At 36.5% G+C, this 15,841-nt stretch carries 12 protein-coding genes and 5 tRNA genes; 3 read left to right on the top strand and 14 right to left on the bottom strand.

The window, feature by feature from the left end; translation table 11 throughout:
- Window positions 1-279: 279 nt before the first annotated feature.
- From thrA to thrC, 3 genes are all read left to right on the top strand, one after another.
- Complete coding sequence (gene thrA, locus AC3QLY_RS09825; RefSeq protein WP_287100661.1) at window positions 280-2,718, top strand: bifunctional aspartate kinase/homoserine dehydrogenase I; 2,439 nt, start codon at window positions 280-282, stop codon at window positions 2,716-2,718.
- A gap of 75 nt (window positions 2,719-2,793) precedes the next feature.
- On the top strand, window positions 2,794-3,726 hold the full coding sequence (locus AC3QLY_RS09820; protein WP_492989705.1) for a homoserine kinase: 933 nt from the start codon (window positions 2,794-2,796) through the stop codon (window positions 3,724-3,726).
- 91 nt (window positions 3,727-3,817) lie between these two features.
- The gene (thrC, locus tag AC3QLY_RS09815; protein ID WP_074419541.1) at window positions 3,818-5,122 is read left to right on the top strand and encodes a threonine synthase; all 1,305 of its coding nucleotides are present in this window, start codon (window positions 3,818-3,820) and stop codon (window positions 5,120-5,122) included.
- Here the strand turns inward: thrC and AC3QLY_RS09810 are convergent.
- The 14 genes from AC3QLY_RS09810 to AC3QLY_RS09745 form a co-directional block, all read right to left on the bottom strand.
- Window positions 5,099-6,220 (bottom strand): lactonase family protein, encoded by a 1,122-nt coding sequence (locus AC3QLY_RS09810; protein ID WP_074419540.1) that lies wholly within the window; start codon window positions 6,218-6,220, stop codon window positions 5,099-5,101. The two genes, thrC and AC3QLY_RS09810, sit on opposite strands and share 24 nt — an antisense overlap.
- Window positions 6,221-6,388: 168 nt before the next feature.
- Window positions 6,389-10,192, bottom strand: coding sequence for a DNA-directed RNA polymerase subunit beta (gene rpoB / locus AC3QLY_RS09805; protein WP_074419539.1), 3,804 nt, complete (start codon window positions 10,190-10,192; stop codon window positions 6,389-6,391).
- Window positions 10,193-10,512: 320 nt separating this feature from the next.
- A complete protein-coding gene (gene rplL / locus AC3QLY_RS09800; RefSeq protein ID WP_068246813.1) occupies window positions 10,513-10,890 on the bottom strand; it encodes a 50S ribosomal protein L7/L12 in 378 nt (125 codons plus the stop codon).
- Window positions 10,891-11,000: 110 nt separating this feature from the next.
- A complete protein-coding gene (gene rplJ / locus AC3QLY_RS09795) occupies window positions 11,001-11,519 on the bottom strand; it encodes a 50S ribosomal protein L10 (RefSeq protein WP_074419542.1) in 519 nt (172 codons plus the stop codon).
- A 52-nt stretch (window positions 11,520-11,571) separates the two neighbouring features.
- On the bottom strand, window positions 11,572-12,264 hold the full coding sequence (gene rplA, locus AC3QLY_RS09790) for a 50S ribosomal protein L1 (RefSeq protein WP_068246816.1): 693 nt from the start codon (window positions 12,262-12,264) through the stop codon (window positions 11,572-11,574).
- Window positions 12,265-12,290: 26 nt separating this feature from the next.
- Window positions 12,291-12,734, bottom strand: coding sequence for a 50S ribosomal protein L11 (gene rplK, locus AC3QLY_RS09785; RefSeq protein ID WP_068247125.1), 444 nt, complete (start codon window positions 12,732-12,734; stop codon window positions 12,291-12,293).
- A 180-nt stretch (window positions 12,735-12,914) separates the two neighbouring features.
- Window positions 12,915-13,517, bottom strand: a complete 603-nt coding sequence (gene nusG / locus AC3QLY_RS09780; protein ID WP_074420173.1) for a transcription termination/antitermination protein NusG — start codon at window positions 13,515-13,517, stop codon at window positions 12,915-12,917.
- Between the two features lie 10 nt (window positions 13,518-13,527).
- Window positions 13,528-13,722 (bottom strand): preprotein translocase subunit SecE, encoded by a 195-nt coding sequence (gene secE, locus AC3QLY_RS09775; RefSeq protein WP_074420172.1) that lies wholly within the window; start codon window positions 13,720-13,722, stop codon window positions 13,528-13,530.
- Window positions 13,723-13,831: 109 nt separating this feature from the next.
- Window positions 13,832-13,903: transfer RNA gene (locus tag AC3QLY_RS09770), tRNA-Trp, on the bottom strand.
- Window positions 13,904-14,006: 103 nt separating this feature from the next.
- Window positions 14,007-15,197, bottom strand: coding sequence for an elongation factor Tu (tuf, locus tag AC3QLY_RS09765; RefSeq protein WP_074420171.1), 1,191 nt, complete (start codon window positions 15,195-15,197; stop codon window positions 14,007-14,009).
- A 133-nt stretch (window positions 15,198-15,330) separates the two neighbouring features.
- A tRNA-Thr gene (locus AC3QLY_RS09760) sits at window positions 15,331-15,405 on the bottom strand.
- Window positions 15,406-15,500: 95 nt separating this feature from the next.
- Window positions 15,501-15,573: transfer RNA gene (locus AC3QLY_RS09755), tRNA-Gly, on the bottom strand.
- Between the two features lie 80 nt (window positions 15,574-15,653).
- Window positions 15,654-15,736 (bottom strand) — tRNA-Tyr (locus tag AC3QLY_RS09750).
- A gap of 13 nt (window positions 15,737-15,749) precedes the next feature.
- Window positions 15,750-15,822 (bottom strand) — tRNA-Thr (locus AC3QLY_RS09745).
- Window positions 15,823-15,841 lie beyond the last annotated feature (19 nt).

Below are 15,841 nucleotides of genomic sequence, written 5' to 3'. Positions count from 1 at the left end.
TATTTTGGTAGTATAATTAAATTTTATTTACCTTAGCATTAAAATCAGTAAAAAAAAAGCAATCAAAATTGATTTTTATATAGCAATGATTAACTCCATCATTTACATATTTTCTACCACCACTACTACTACCCTGTAAAGGGTAACATTATTTTATATTACACATTGGGCATTTTCGCTGTTTTCTTCAAAAAGAATTTATTTTAACAAAGTTAATGCGAGTGGGCAAATTGAAATGTCTATTTTAAAAATAATTATTATATAAAATAATTTAAATTTATGAAGGTTTTAAAATTTGGCGGTTCCTCTGTTGCAAATGCAGAGAATATAAAAAAAGTAGCTGAGATAGTAGCTGATAAAAAATATGAACAATCCATTATTGTAGTTTCAGCATTGGGTGGTGTTACAGATGCATTAATACAAACAGGCACTTCTGCGGCCAAAGGCGATGATAACTACAAACAATTGTTACTAAATTTAGAAACCCGGCATTTAGAAACCGTTAAAAACTTATTACCTGTAACTATACAGAGCAGTTGCTTAAGCAACGTAAAACAAAAATTTAATGAATTAGAAGATATATGTGAAGGCGTATTCCGATTAGGTGAATTATCTAAAAGAACCATGGATAGAATTGTAAGTTATGGAGAATTGCTTTCATCCACTATCATTTCTCATTATTTGAATGCCATTCAAATTAACAACGAATGGCTGGATAGCAGAAAATTAATTACCACCAACAGCCAATTCGGATTTGCACAGGTTATTTTTCCGCTAACCAATAAAAATATACAGGATTGGATTGCACACTCGTCCTCAAAGAAATTTGTTTCCCCCGGCTTTATTGCTGCCAATCAGGAGGGTTTAACTACTACACTGGGACGAGGTGGCTCAGATTATACTGCAGCAATTTTTGCAGCAGCCATACAATCAGAATCATTAGAAATTTGGACCGATGTTACCGGAATGATGACAGCCGATCCGAGATGGGTTTCAAATGCAAAAACCATTCCTTCCACTTCTTACAGAGAGGCCATGGAATTATCACATTTTGGAGCAAAAGTTATTTATCCGCCTACAATACAACCGGCAATGCAACAACTTATTCCAATATGGATTAAAAATACTTTTCAACCACAGCAGCCAGGTACCGTTATTGAAAACATTTCAGCACAAAAAAATGAAATTATTACAGGAATATCCAGTATCAATACCATTAGTCTGCTCAGCTTAGAAGGCAGCGGCATGGTAGGTATTCCCGGTTTTTCAAAACACTTGTTCGAAGCATTATCTTCAGCAGGAATTAATGTTATACTGATAACACAAAGTTCTTCTGAACATTCTATTTGTGTGGCAGTAAACAGCGCAGATGCAAATATGGCTAAACACATTGTAGATGAGCATTTTGCCAATGAAATTGCTTCGGGGAAAGTAGATCCTTTGAAAGTTGAACATGAATTATCAATTATTGCATTAGTTGGCGATAAAATGAAAAGCCACCCGGGGATTGCCGGAAAAATGTTTGCAGCACTGGGCAGAAATGGTGTAAACATCAGGGCAATTGCGCAAGGCTCATCAGAAAGAAATATTTCTGCTGTAGTTGCTTTTAAAGATGTAAAAAAAGCAGTCAATGTTTTACATGAGGCATTTTTCGAATCGAGTTACAAACAACTGAACCTTTTTATTATAGGTTCCGGAAATGTAGGTAGTAAATTATTGGAACAAATTAAACAACAACAAGAATATTTACTGCATCATTTGAATTTGCAAATCAGAATTACCGGTATTGGCAATAGCAGGCACATGCTTTTTAATGATGATGGCATTCAACTCAACAATTGGAATCAATTATTACAAGAAGCGCCACCCATGAAATTGAGTGGGTTTATTGAAACCATTTTGTTAAAGAACTTACGTAACAGTGTTGTTGTAGATGTTACTGCCAATCATCAGGTGGCAGATACCTATGCCGAATTATTATCCCACTCTATAGCTATTGTTGCATGCAATAAAATTGCAGCCTCTTCTGCCTATAAAAATTATATAAAGTTGAAACAATTAGCCAAGGAGTTTAATGTTCCCTACTTCTTTGAAACCAATGTAGGTGCAGGATTGCCGGTGATAGGAACATTAAATGATTTAATTAGAAGCGGCGATAGTATTCATAAAATTCAGGCTGTATTGTCAGGTACATTAAATTATGTTTTTAACAATTATAATGCTACTGAAACGTTTGCAACAGTTGTAAAACAAGCACAAAAAGAAGGTTATACTGAACCCGATCCAAGGTTAGATTTAGGTGGTACAGATGTAATGCGTAAAATAATGATATTGGCCAGAGAAGCGGGAACTGCTATAGAAATGGAAGATGTAACCAATCATTCTTTTTTACCGCCATCTTGTATGCAGGGAACTGTAGACGACTTTTATGTGGAATTAGAAAAACATGAAGCACATTTTAAAGAATTATACTTAAAGGCTACCGCAAACAACTGTAAGCTAAAATTTGTAGCTGAGTATGTAAATGGAAAAGCCGAGGTAGGATTAAAGCAGATACCTGCTGATTCTGATTTTTATCATTTATACGGAAAAGATAATATCGTATTGTTTTATACACAGAGATATCCGGAACAACCCCTAGTAATAAAAGGGGCCGGTGCAGGTGCCGATGTAACTGCATCAGGAGTTTTTGCGGATATTATTCGGGTGGTTCATTAATGATGAATACCTATAAAGTGTTCATAAGCTTTCTGTTCACTTAAAGCAATATTTTTAAAAAGCAAAAAAGAAATTGTGCAAATAAAAAAACAAAGCATTACCGTTAGTAGTCCTGCAACTGTTGCCAATATAGTATGCGGCTTTGATATTCTGGGTTTTGCAATCAATCAACCTGAGGATTTCTATACCTTAACTATTAGCGATACCAAAGGTGTTACAATAATAAATGAAGATAATTTTAACCTACCACTTAAAGCGGAAGAAAATGTTGCCGGAGCTGCACTTTTAGCATTTTTAGAAGCAGTACCTGAAATAAATGGATTTACATTGATTAGTAAAAAACAAATTAAACCCGGCAGTGGAATAGGTTCCAGCGCAGCCAGTGCAGCAGGTGTAGTGGTTGCAGCCAACTTTTTATTAAATAATTATTTTAACAAATTAGACCTGGTTCGTTTTGCCATGTTTGGTGAAAAAGTGGCCAGTGGGGTAAAACACGCCGATAATATTGCACCGGCAATTTATGGTGGCGTTACACTCATCCGTTCTATTTTTCCATTAGATATTATTCCCATAACAGCTCCCGATTTATATGTAACCGTTGTTCATCCTCAAATTGAGGTGAGAACAGCCGATGCCCGTCAAATTTTAAAACAAAATGTTTTACTAAAAGATGCTATCAAACAGTGGGGTAACATTGCAGGTTTGGTAGCAGGTTTTATTCAACACGATTATGAATTAATTGCAAGAAGCTTAGAAGATGTAATCATTGAACCGGTAAGAAGCATATTAATTCCAGGATTTTATGAAATAAAGAACAAATGTAAAGAAGTGGGTGCTTTAGGTGGCGGTATTTCAGGTTCAGGCCCTTCTATTTTTATGCTAAGCAAAACCAAAGACATAGCCATTGCAGTTGAAAATATTATGAAAGAGGTATACTATGCTATTGGTTTAGATTACTATACCCATGTAACCACTATTAATCAGCAAGGTGTAAAAATCATCAATTAAGATATGTATATATAATTTATTTATAACAAATAAGTATTGGCTACACATTTCATTTTAAAACTTCACATCAACATCCATTTATTTTATAATCATGAAATATTTTAGTTTAAACCATAAAGCCCCTGTTGTAGATTTTTCAGTAGCCGCCATTCAAGGACAGGCACCGGATAAAGGGTTGTATTTTCCGGAAAACATACCTGCTTTACCCAAAGGATTTATTGAAAATATTCAACACTACAAGAAAACAGAGATTGGGGTAACCGTAATGCAACCTTATATGGGTAATGCAATGCCTCTTTCCATTCTTGAAAAAATTATTGAGGAAACGGTTGACTTCCCATTTCCTTTAGTAACCATTACACCCTCCATTGCTGCATTGGAATTATTTCATGGTCCAACCTTAGCTTTTAAAGATGTAGGCGCAAGATTTATGAGCAGATGTCTGGCTTATTTTAACCGGAATAATACCCAGCCGGTAACTGTGCTGGTTGCTACTTCCGGCGATACCGGCGGTGCTGTTGCTCATGGATTTTTGGGTGTGAAAGGTGTTGAAGTAATTATTTTATATCCCAAAAATAAAGTAAGTAAAGTGCAGGAATTGCAATTAACAACACCAGGTAACAATATTACAGCACTTGAAATTGAAGGTAATTTTGATGATTGCCAGGCAATGGTGAAGGAAGCATTTATGGATAAAGATTTAAACCGGAAATTAACGCTTACTTCTGCCAACTCTATCAATGTAGCCAGATGGCTGCCACAACAATTGTATTATTTTTTTGCATACCAGCAATGGCAACAGCAAACCCCTCCCGTTATATCTGTACCAAGCGGTAATTTTGGTAATATCTGTGCAGCAATACTGGCACACCATTCGGGCCTGCCTGTTCAGCATTTTATTGCAGCTTGTAATGCCAATAAAGTAGTAACCGACTATTTAAATACCGGTACCTATCATGCCCAACAATCTGTTCCAACCTTTTCCAATGCAATGGACGTGGGCAATCCAAGTAATTTCATAAGAATTCTTGAAATATTTCAACACTCATTTCAATCATTAAAAAATAAAATAAACAGTTTTAGTGTAGATGATGCAACTACCCTACAAACCATACAAACCGTATACAAACAATATAACTATTTGTTAGACCCGCATGGAGCAGTTGCTTTTGCTGCATTATCACACTATTTAAAGCAATTTCCAAATGAACACGGTTATATAGCTGCAACTGCGCATCCGGTAAAATTTCCTGATGTTGTAGAGCTGGCAACCGGTTATCAGGTACCCTTTCCTGAAGCTATTAAGGAACTCTTCACTAAAGAAAAAAAAAGTATGAATATGCCTGCAAACTTTAATGCATTGAAAGAGTGGTTATTGAACAGGAAACATTTTTAAACAAACTGGCTTTTCCGATTTTATTTGTACACCGGTGGGTACTAACATACCGGTACTTTTATAAATGGTAAATACTACAATATTATTTGTATCTCTATTGGCTACCAATAAAAATTTCCCGGTAGGATCAATAACAAAATTTCTGGGATGTACGCCAAGTGTTGACTGATGCCCCAATTCTGTTAAAGTACCATTGGCAGCAATTCGGTAAATGGTAATATCGTTCGCCTTACCCCGATTTGAAGTATATAAATATTTCCCATCAGGAGTAATATGAATGTCTGCACTTCCCCGCTCATTGGGATCACCAACAGTACATGATGCAATGGTTTGTATGGCTTGCAGCCGCCCGGTATTGCTATCATAATTAAAACAAATTACTTTACCGGCCAATTCTGTAATTAAGTATGCAAATTTTTTGTTGGGACTAAATGTTAAATGCCTTGGGCCATATCCGTCAGGAACATCAAATAATGCGGTATCTGTTTCTGATAAAGGCGCTGTTTCATTGGTAGGATTAAAATGATATTGATACACTTTATCTGTTCCTAAATCATCCACAAATAAATATTTATTGCCAGGAGAAAAAATGGTACAATGTACATGTGCCTGTTCCTGTCGGGTAACGTTTACACTATATCCGTGATGTTCTATATTTTGTGCCAGTGGTTGCAAAGAACCATCTGCATTAATCTTTAACATAGACAAGCTACCGCTGCTATAATTAGCCACAGCAGCCCATGTATGGGTAGCATCTACATCAATATAGCAGGGATCATCTCCCCCACTCGGCGTGGTATTTAACAATTGTAGTGTTCCATTTTTTTTATTGAAAGAAAAGGCACTTACGGCCCCCGGAATTTCTTTGTGATTTTCATTCACAGCATAAACAAATTTGCCATTATCTGAAACGGTAAGATAAGAAGGATTGGATGTTCCAGTAAATGTACTCACCAAATTAGCAGAACCGATATTCGTATTAAACTTATACACTTCAATATGATTGGTATAACTACCTACCATCATATAATATTCATGGGGCTGACTGATTCCTAATAAAGAAAAAACTGAACAGCATAGCGCAAGCAATAAACGCATAAAAATTAATTTTAAGTACAAGGTAAATATTTTAAAATGAAAGCATTACTTAAAAAATACTAAGGAGCAGAATTTGATTTTTGTTAAGTAGAATGTACAAAAGAAACAAAATAAAAAAACCGTTTGAAAAAATCAAACGGCTTTGTATGAAAGAAATATTCAGGAAGATTACTCAAATTTTAAATCGAGCCCTAAACCTCTTAATTCATGAACCAATACATTGAAAGACTCCGGCACGCCTGCCTTTGGTATGTTTTCACCCTTTACAATGGCTTCATATGTTTTTGCACGGCCAATAATATCATCAGATTTTAATGTTAATAATTCCTGTAATATATTAGCTGCGCCATAAGCTTCCAATGCCCAAACTTCCATTTCACCAAAACGCTGACCACCAAATTGTGCTTTACCACCCAAAGGTTGTTGGGTAATTAAACTGTAAGGTCCAATTGAACGAGCATGCATTTTATCATCAACCATGTGGTGCAGTTTAATCATGTAAATAACACCCACAGTAGCTTTTTGATCAAAACGTTCACCGGTTTCACCATCATACAAATAAGTATGACCATTTAATGGAATATTCGCATCTTCACAGTATTTTTCAATTTCTGTTGTAGTAGCACCATCAAAAATTGGCGTAGCAAATTTCAACCCTAATTTTTTTCCGGCCCATCCTAAAATGGTTTCATAAATCTGGCCCAGATTCATACGGGAAGGTACCCCTAATGGATTTAATACAATATCCACCGGTGTACCATCTTCCATAAAAGGCATATCTTCGGCACGTACAATTTTTGCAACAATACCTTTATTTCCATGGCGTCCGGCCATTTTATCACCAACTTTCAATTTACGCTTAACAGCCAAATAAACCTTAGCCAATTTTAAAACACCGGCTGGCAATTCATCACCAATTGAAATATTGAATTTCTCTCTTTTGTATCTGCCCAGTTCTTCATTATATTTAATACTGTAATTATGCAACATTGTATTAATATAATGATCAGTTTCGGCTTCACCTGTCCAGCCTAACGGATTAACGCTTTGATACTCAATAGAAGCAATATTTTTGGCATTAAATTTTGCGCCTTTCCCAATTAATACTTCACCAAAAGTATTGGTAACACCGGCAGATGTTTTATCTTTTAATAAAACCTGCAGTTTACTATGCAATTGTTCTTTTAAAACTTCAACATTTTGCTGATGTATTTTTTCTACTTTTTCTAATTGTGATTTTTCTTTTTGTTTACTGTTCTTATCTTTCTTAGCACGCTGAAACAATTTTTTATCAATCACAACGCCTTCTGTTCCGTTAGGTGCTTTTAAAGAAGCATCTTTTGCGTCACCGGCTTTATCACCAAATATGGCTCTTAATAATTTTTCTTCCGGTGTAGGATCAGATTCACCTTTGGGCGTTATTTTACCAATTAATATATCACCCTCTTTAATGGATGCACCAATTCTGATGATACCATTTTCATCCAAATCTTTGGTGGCTTCTTCAGAAACATTTGGTATATCGGGCGTTAATTCTTCTTCACCCAGTTTGGTATCGCGTACTTCTAATTCATATTCATCAATGTGAATAGAAGTAAATAAATCTTCACGAACTACTTTTTCGTTAATTACAATGGCATCTTCAAAATTGTAACCTTTCCATGGCATGAAAGCTACTTGCAAGTTTCTTCCCAAAGCCAATTCTCCATTTTGAGTGGCATAACCTTCGGTTAAGAAATCACCTTTTTTAACAATTTGTCCTTTTTTAACAGCCGGACGAAGATTGATAGAGGTAGCCTGATTGGTTTTGATAAATTTGGTTAATTTATAAACACGCAAATCATCATCGAATGAAATGAGTTTATCAATCTCGCTTCTTTCATAACGCACATGTATTTCATTGGCATCTACAAATTCTATCACACCATCTCCTTCTGCATGAATTTGAATTCTGGCATCACGGGCTGCTTTACCTTCCAAACCTGTACCTACAATCGGAGATTCTAATCTGATTAATGGTACGGCCTGACGTTGCATGTTAGAACCCATCAATGCACGGTTGGCATCATCATGCTCTAAGAAAGGAATTAATGAGGCACTTAATCCTACAATTTGGTTGGGCGCAACATCCATATATTCAACTTCCTCTTTATCTAAAATGGGAAAATCGCCTGTTTCACGGGAAATTACCTGATCTACAGCAAATTCACCATTAGGGGTAAGTGGTGTATTACTTTGTGCAATTTTTGCGGTATCTTCTTCTTCTGCACTTAAATAGGTTAATTCTTTCAAATTAACTTTCCCATTTTCTACTTTACGATAAGGGGTTTCTATAAAGCCCATATCATTAATGGTTGCATGTACACAAAGGGTAGAAATCAATCCGATATTCGGGCCTTCGGGTGTTTCAATGGTACATAAACGACCGTAATGAGAATAGTGAACGTCGCGCACCTCAAATCCGGCTCTTTCTCTGCTTAAACCACCGGGTCCTAAAGCTGAAATCCTGCGTTTATGTGTAATTTCAGATAAGGGGTTGGTTTGGTCTAAGAATTGAGATAATTGGGAAGTACCAAAAAATGAATTAATAACGGAAGATAAAGTACGAGCATTGATTAAATCAACAGGCGTAAATACTTCATTGTCGCGTACATTCATTCTTTCACGAATGGTACGAGCCATACGAGCTAAACCTACGCCAAATTGTGCATACAATTGTTCGCCCACTGTTCTAACACGGCGATTGCTTAAATGATCAATATCATCTACTTCGGCTTTACCATTGGTTAAACGAACCAAATATTTGATAATTTCAATAATATCTAATCTTGTTAATACTTTTTTCTCGATGGATAAATCAAGGTTCAGTTTGCGATTAATTTTATAACGGCCAACTTCACCTAAATCGTAACGTTTGTCTGAGAAAAATAATTTATCGATAATACCACGTGCTGTTTCATTATCTGGAGCATCAGCACCACGTAACTGACGATAAATGTGCTGAACAGCTTCTAATTCACTGTTTGAGGTATCTTTATTTAAAGTATTATAAATAATTGCATAATCACCGCCTACGTCTTCTTTTTGAATGAATACGCTTTTAACGCCTAATTCAATAATTGTATCAATGGCATCTTCATCTAAAATGGTATCGCGTTCCATTACAATTTCATTACGCTCAATCGATACCACTTCACCCGAATCTTCATCTACAAAATCTTCAACCCAGGTTCTTAGTACACGGGCAGCTAATTTTTTTCCAATGAATTTGGATAATTCCTTCTTATCAGTTTTAACTTCATCGGCCATTCCGAATAATTCAAGAATATCTTTATCTGTTTCGTAGCCTATGGAACGTAAGAGGGTGGTTACCGGGAATTTTTTCTTACGATCAATATACGCATACATTACGTTGTTAATATCGGTGGCAAATTCCATCCATGCACCTTTAAAAGGAATTACACGGGCAGAATAAATTTTAGTACCGTTAGGGTGTACAGACTGGCCAAAGAATACACCAGGTGAACGATGTAACTGAGATACAACCACACGTTCAGCACCATTTACTACAAACGTGCCGCGAGGTGTCATATAAGGAATATTTCCTAAAAACACATCTTGAACAATGGTTTGAAAATCCACATGTTCTTCATCATTACAACTTAACCGCAGTTTAGCTTTTAATGGAACGGCATAGGTTAAACCACGCTCCATACATTCTTCAATTGAATAACGTGGCGGGTCAATAAAATAATCTAAAAATTCCAGCACGAAAATATTACGTGTATCTGTAATAGGAAAGTTTTCCTTAAATACACGGAATAGTCCTTCTACATTCCTTTTATCGGGTGTAGTTTCTAACTGAAAAAATTCACGAAATGATTCAAGTTGAATGTCTAATAAATCAGGTGCTTCAGCTAGGTTTTTTGTTTTGCCAAAGTTGATCCTTTTGTTCAGTGTTGTTGTTGACATAGTATTTTGTAAAACCGGTTTTAGCTAAAAAATAGGGAAACGATAGGTTCCCGGCGCTCTGTTATACAAAGATGAAAGGGATTTAATGGCCATTCCCAATTCACCGGAATCTAAATGCCTTAAAATAAGGATGGCAAAAGTACGGAAAGCAGGTGAAAGAAAAAACAAAATTTATTTCAATATTGGCTGGTTTTTGCTTCCGGTACATCAGTCGGGTTGTTCACTACCAACCCAATGCATTACCCAGTCCCGAAATTCCCTTTAAAAAAATTACCTCCGAAAGTATTTCGGAGGTAATGAAGGAATAATTTTCGGTAAAGTTATTTGATTTCAACTTCAGCTCCGGCATCTTTCAGCTTATTGGCTAATTCTTCAGCTTCAGCTTTAGAAATACCTTCTTTTACTGGTTTGGGTGCACCATCAACCAGATCTTTCGCTTCTTTCAAACCTAAACCGGTTAATTCTTTTACAATTTTAACCACATTTAATTTGCTGGCTCCACCACTTTTCAGAATAACATCAAATGAAGTTTGTTCTGCAGCAGCAGCAGCACCGCCACCATCACCACTTGCAACTACTACAGCTGCGGCAGCGGCTGGCTCAATACCATATTCTGCTTTTAATACATCTGCTAATTCTTGTACTTCTTTAACTGTTAAACCTACCAAGGTTTCGGCTAATGCTTTTACGTCTGCCATAATATTTAAGTTTTAAAAACCGCCTTCATTGCGTTTGCTCCGGCGGAAGGTTATGGAAAAATACCCCATTTTTACCTCAGAGGTGTTGGTTATAAAATTTTACAAATGAACTATTCTGCAGCAGTGGTTGTTTCTGCCTGTTTTTCGTGATGGTGCAATAAAGCAGCCAAAACACGTTTTGCAGGAGATTGTAGTAAACCAATTACTTCACCTATCAATTCATCTTTTGTTTTAATTTTTGTTAATGTTACCAGATTAGCATCACCGGTGTAGATATCACCATTAATAAAAGCTGCTTTTAATTGAGGCTTTTCATCATTGCTTGCTTTTCTGAAAGAAGAGATAATCAATGCAGGATCTTTCGGGTTCTCCGAAAAAAGTAACGCTGTTACATTGTGCAATGATTCATATACCCCTGTATATTTTTCAGCATCTAATGCTTCCAATGCTTTTTTAATCAGTGTGTTTTTGGCTACTTTCAGCTCTACATTCTTATCGAAACAGGCTTTACGTAATTTACCTACCTGATCTACTGTTAATGATTCAGTATCGGTAACATAAAAGTTATTGTATTGTGAGAACTTTTCTTTTAAAAGTTCAATCACTTCATTTTTTTGTTCTTTGGTCATAACTAATTTTTTAAATACCCGCGTCATATTCGGAATTCCGAATCACCAGGACTTAGTTTGCTAATGATTTTGCATCTAATGTAATACCGGGGCTCATAGTGCTGGCCATATTAACGCCTTTTAAATAAGTACCCTTTGCAGTTGCGGGTTTTAATTTTAAAATAGCATTAATTAATTCAGTGGTATTTTCTGCAATTTTATTGGCATCGAAAGAAACACGGCCAATGGAAGCATGAACAATACCTGCTTTATCAACTTTAAATGCAATTTTACCACCTTTTACTTCATTCACTGCAGCGGCTACATCGTTGGTAACGGTACCGGTTTTGGGGTTGGGCATTAAGTTACGAGGACCCAATACTTTACCTAGTTTACCAATTTTAGGCATTACTGATGGGGTTGCAATAATTACGTCTACATCAACCCAGCCTGATTCTATTTTTTGAATGAATTCATCCAACCCAACATAGTCAGCGCCAGCCTGTTTTGCAGCATCTTCTTTATCAGGTGTACATAAAACCAGTACTCTTTTGGTTTTACCAGTACCATGTGGTAAACTTACAGTACCGCGTACTTGCTGATCGGCTTTTTTAGGATCAACGCCTAAGCGAATATGTATATCTACAGAACTATCGAATTTGGTGCAATTAATTTCTTTTACTAATGCAGCGGCTTCTTTAAGGGAATAAACTTTGTTTTTATCCACCTTACTTTCTGCTACTTTTCTTTTTTTAGTCAGTGCCATTTTATAAAGTTATTTAAGGTGAATAATTAGTTTTTCCAGGGAGCATCCCCCTCAATATTAAGTCCTAAACTACGTGCAGTACCTGCAACCATTTTCATGGCGCTTTCTAAAGTAAAACAGTTCATATCGGGCATTTTATCTTTTGCAATGCCTTCAATTTGTTCCCATGTTACTTTTCCAACCTTAGCACGGTTGGGTTCTTTACTGCCTTTTTGAATTTTTGCTGCTTCCATTAATTGAACGGCAGCCGGTGCGGTTTTAATGACAAAGTCGAAAGACTTGTCGGAATACACTGTAATTAAAACGGGAACAACTTTTCCCATTTTATCCTGAGTTCTTGCATTGAATTGTTTGCAGAACTCCATAATATTAATTCCCTTGGAACCAAGGGCAGGACCTACAGGTGGTGCGGGGTTGGCCTGACCACCTTTTACCTGCAGCTTTACAAAGCCGGAGATTTCTTTTGCCATAATTTTACGATTTGATTGGTAATAACGTTTTGTTTTAAACAAAACTCCCAAGCTCCATCATTACGAATAAGAACTATTTTGGGACGGCAAAGGTAATAGAATTTTTGATTCATTTAACCTTCCAACTAAAAAATCTCCTTATTGGGAGATTTTTTAGAAAATATTTTCTGGATTACCCCATTAGCTTATTTTTTCAACCTGCATATAATTTAACTCTACAGGAGTTGATCTTCCGAAAATTTTAACGGTAACTTTTAGTTTTTTCTTCTCGTCATTCACTTCTTCAATAATACCATTAAAATCGTTAAATGGCCCTTCAATAATTTTAATGGTTTCACCAACAATAAAAGGCTCGCTGATGCTGATACCCTGATCATTCATTTCATCCACTTTTCCAAGCATTTTATTTACTTCACTTTTACGAAGTGAAATGATATTGCCTTTAGAACCCTTGCCATCAGTAAGAAAATGCATTACATTGCTAATATTGCTAATGTGCTGAACAATTTCATCGTTTAATTTACCATCCGCTACTTCTATCATTACATAACCTGGAAAATAGTTTTTTTCCCGCATTATTTTTTTACCATTCTGCACTTTGTACACTTTTTCCATTGGTAAAAAAACCTGTTTAATAATATCAACCCAACCACTGCGCTGAATATCTTTATCCAGATATTCTTTTACTTTTCGCTCTTTTCCACTCACTACCCGTAACACATACCATTTGGTTTCTGGTTGTGGTGTAGTAATGGCATCTATTACTTCTGAAGAAATCTCCATGGAATAAAAATTACTTGAACAATGAATAAATTAATTTTAGTACCTGGTTGGAGCTAAAATCCATTAACCATACAATACCTGTAATAATGATGGTGGCTACCAAAACAATTACGGTGCTTTGTTGCAACTCTTGCCAAGTTGGCCAGGTTACTTTTTCAACTAACTCGCGGTAGCTGTCTTTAAAATAGGTAGTAACTTTATTCATTTTATTTTTGATGTTATGATGGCAAACACACATTTGTTGCAGCACTACTAATAATCAGTTCGTTGCACAAGGCATGTGTAAACCCCGGTTAAAATAAAACCAACAATAGCACGGGTACTAGGATTCGAACCCAGATCGAAGGTTTTGGAGACCTCTATACTAACCGTTGTACGATACCCGTATAAACTTAAAAGCTATCCCGATGTTGTCGGGACAGCCTTTAAGAAATTTGTCTGTTGCAAATATAAGCGAATTACAACAAAGAATTTATTAAAATAAAGAGCCTATTTCAAAATTTCAGTAACCTGTCCTGCTCCTACTGTTCTACCACCTTCTCTAATCGCAAATTTCAAACCTTTTTCCATTGCGATGGGTTGGATTAATTTTACAGTTAAGTTAATATTATCACCAGGCATTACCATTTCTGTTCCTTCAGGTAAGGAAACTTCACCGGTTACATCGGTAGTGCGAAAATAGAACTGAGGACGGTATTTGTTGAAGAATGGAGTATGACGGCCACCTTCTTCTTTGCTTAATACGTAAACCTCACCTTTAAATTCTGTATGTGGGGTAATGCTTTTTGGTTTGCAAATTACCATACCACGACGAATATCTTTCTTTTCAATACCACGTAATAATAAACCAGCATTATCACCAGCCTGACCTTCATCTAATAATTTCTTAAACATTTCCACACCAGTTACAGTTGAGGAAAGGGGCGCTTCCATTAAACCAACAATTTCAACTGATTCACCAACTTTGATCACACCACGTTCAATACGACCGGTAGCTACTGTACCACGACCTGTGATAGAGAATACATCTTCCACACTCATCAGGAATGGTTGATCAATTGGGCGGGGAGGTAATGGAATATAACTATCAACAGCATCCATTAATTCATCAATTTTACCAACCCATTTTGGATCTTCAGCCAAGGCGCCGGTTGCAGAACCCTGAATAATAGGAGTATTATCACCATCAAAACCATATGAGCTTAATAACTCACGGATTTCCATTTCTACTAATTCTAATAATTCAGGATCGTCAACTAAGTCAACTTTGTTCATGAATACTACAATACGTGGTACACCTACCTGACGGGCCAAAAGAATGTGCTCTTTGGTTTGAGGCATTGGACCATCGGTCGCAGCAACCACCAGAATAGCACCATCCATCTGTGCAGCACCTGTAATCATGTTTTTAACATAGTCAGCGTGACCAGGACAGTCAACGTGTGCATAGTGACGGTTAGCAGTTTGATATTCCACGTGTGCGGTATTAATGGTAATACCACGCTCTTTTTCTTCAGGTGCACCATCAATCTCATCATATTTCCTAGCCACATTACCCATTCCTTTTTTAGATAAGATTGTAGTTATGGCCGCAGTCAAGGTGGTTTTACCATGATCCACGTGACCAATTGTTCCAACGTTAACGTGGGGTTTATCCCTCAAGAAGCTTTCTTTTGCCATTTTATTTGTTTTTAGTTGTGTTTAAAAATTTAAGGCCTCTGCCTTGTTTTAGTTTTTATTTTCTGGATTTTTCAAATCCTGTTATTCAAATTAGTAACACTATTTCCAACTGCACATTCTTTTCCATTATAAATGGAGCCGTTGATGAGAATTGAACTCACGACCTCTTCCTTACCAAGGAAGTGCTCTACCCCTGAGCTACAACGGCCTGATAAAAAAAATCGGTTTCACTTATTAATAGTATTCATTCCAATTCAAAAAGTCATGAACCTATTTTTTTTATTTCCGTTATTTCAGGCAAAGAGCGGGAGACGAGGCTCGAACTCGCCACCTATAGCTTGGAAGGCTATCGCTCTACCAAATGAGCTACTCCCGCTTGAAATTGTAACAGCCACTGAGCCGATACTTTTTCGTTTTAAAGAACTATTTTATTCTTCCAAAAAAAAAGAATAATTGTGGGCAGGAGTGGATTCGAACCACTGAAGTCGAAAGACAGCGGATTTACAGTCCGCCCCATTTGGCCGCTCTGGAACCTGCCCAATACATTTTTTGAGCCGAAGAAGGGAGTCGAACCCACGACCTGCTGATTACAAATCAGCTGCTCTACCAACTGAGCTACTTCGGCTTACACAAAGAACTACCGT

The organism is Hydrotalea sp. GW822-HT8A01 (genome assembly GCF_058798575.1).
Note: the sequence above shows the minus strand (reverse complement) of the source record. Positions and strands in the feature narration are given on the sequence as shown.

Excerpts from the sequence above, each read along its gene's own strand:
- thrA (WP_287100661.1), top strand. The coding sequence starts at position 280 with ATGAAGGTTTTAAAATTTGGCGGTTCCTCTGTTGCAAATGCAGAGAAT.
- thrC (WP_074419541.1), top strand. The coding sequence starts at position 3,818 with ATGAAATATTTTAGTTTAAACCATAAAGCCCCTGTTGTAGATTTTTCA.
- AC3QLY_RS09810 (WP_074419540.1), bottom strand. The coding sequence starts at position 6,220 with ATGCGTTTATTGCTTGCGCTATGCTGTTCAGTTTTTTCTTTATTAGGA.
- rpoB (WP_074419539.1), bottom strand. The coding sequence starts at position 10,192 with ATGTCAACAACAACACTGAACAAAAGGATCAACTTTGGCAAAACAAAA.
- rplL (WP_068246813.1), bottom strand. The coding sequence starts at position 10,890 with ATGGCAGACGTAAAAGCATTAGCCGAAACCTTGGTAGGTTTAACAGTT.
- rplJ (WP_074419542.1), bottom strand. The coding sequence starts at position 11,519 with ATGACCAAAGAACAAAAAAATGAAGTGATTGAACTTTTAAAAGAAAAG.
- rplA (WP_068246816.1), bottom strand. The coding sequence starts at position 12,264 with ATGGCACTGACTAAAAAAAGAAAAGTAGCAGAAAGTAAGGTGGATAAA.
- rplK (WP_068247125.1), bottom strand. The coding sequence starts at position 12,734 with ATGGCAAAAGAAATCTCCGGCTTTGTAAAGCTGCAGGTAAAAGGTGGT.
- nusG (WP_074420173.1), bottom strand. The coding sequence starts at position 13,517 with ATGGAGATTTCTTCAGAAGTAATAGATGCCATTACTACACCACAACCA.
- secE (WP_074420172.1), bottom strand. The coding sequence starts at position 13,722 with ATGAATAAAGTTACTACCTATTTTAAAGACAGCTACCGCGAGTTAGTT.
- tuf (WP_074420171.1), bottom strand. The coding sequence starts at position 15,197 with ATGGCAAAAGAAAGCTTCTTGAGGGATAAACCCCACGTTAACGTTGGA.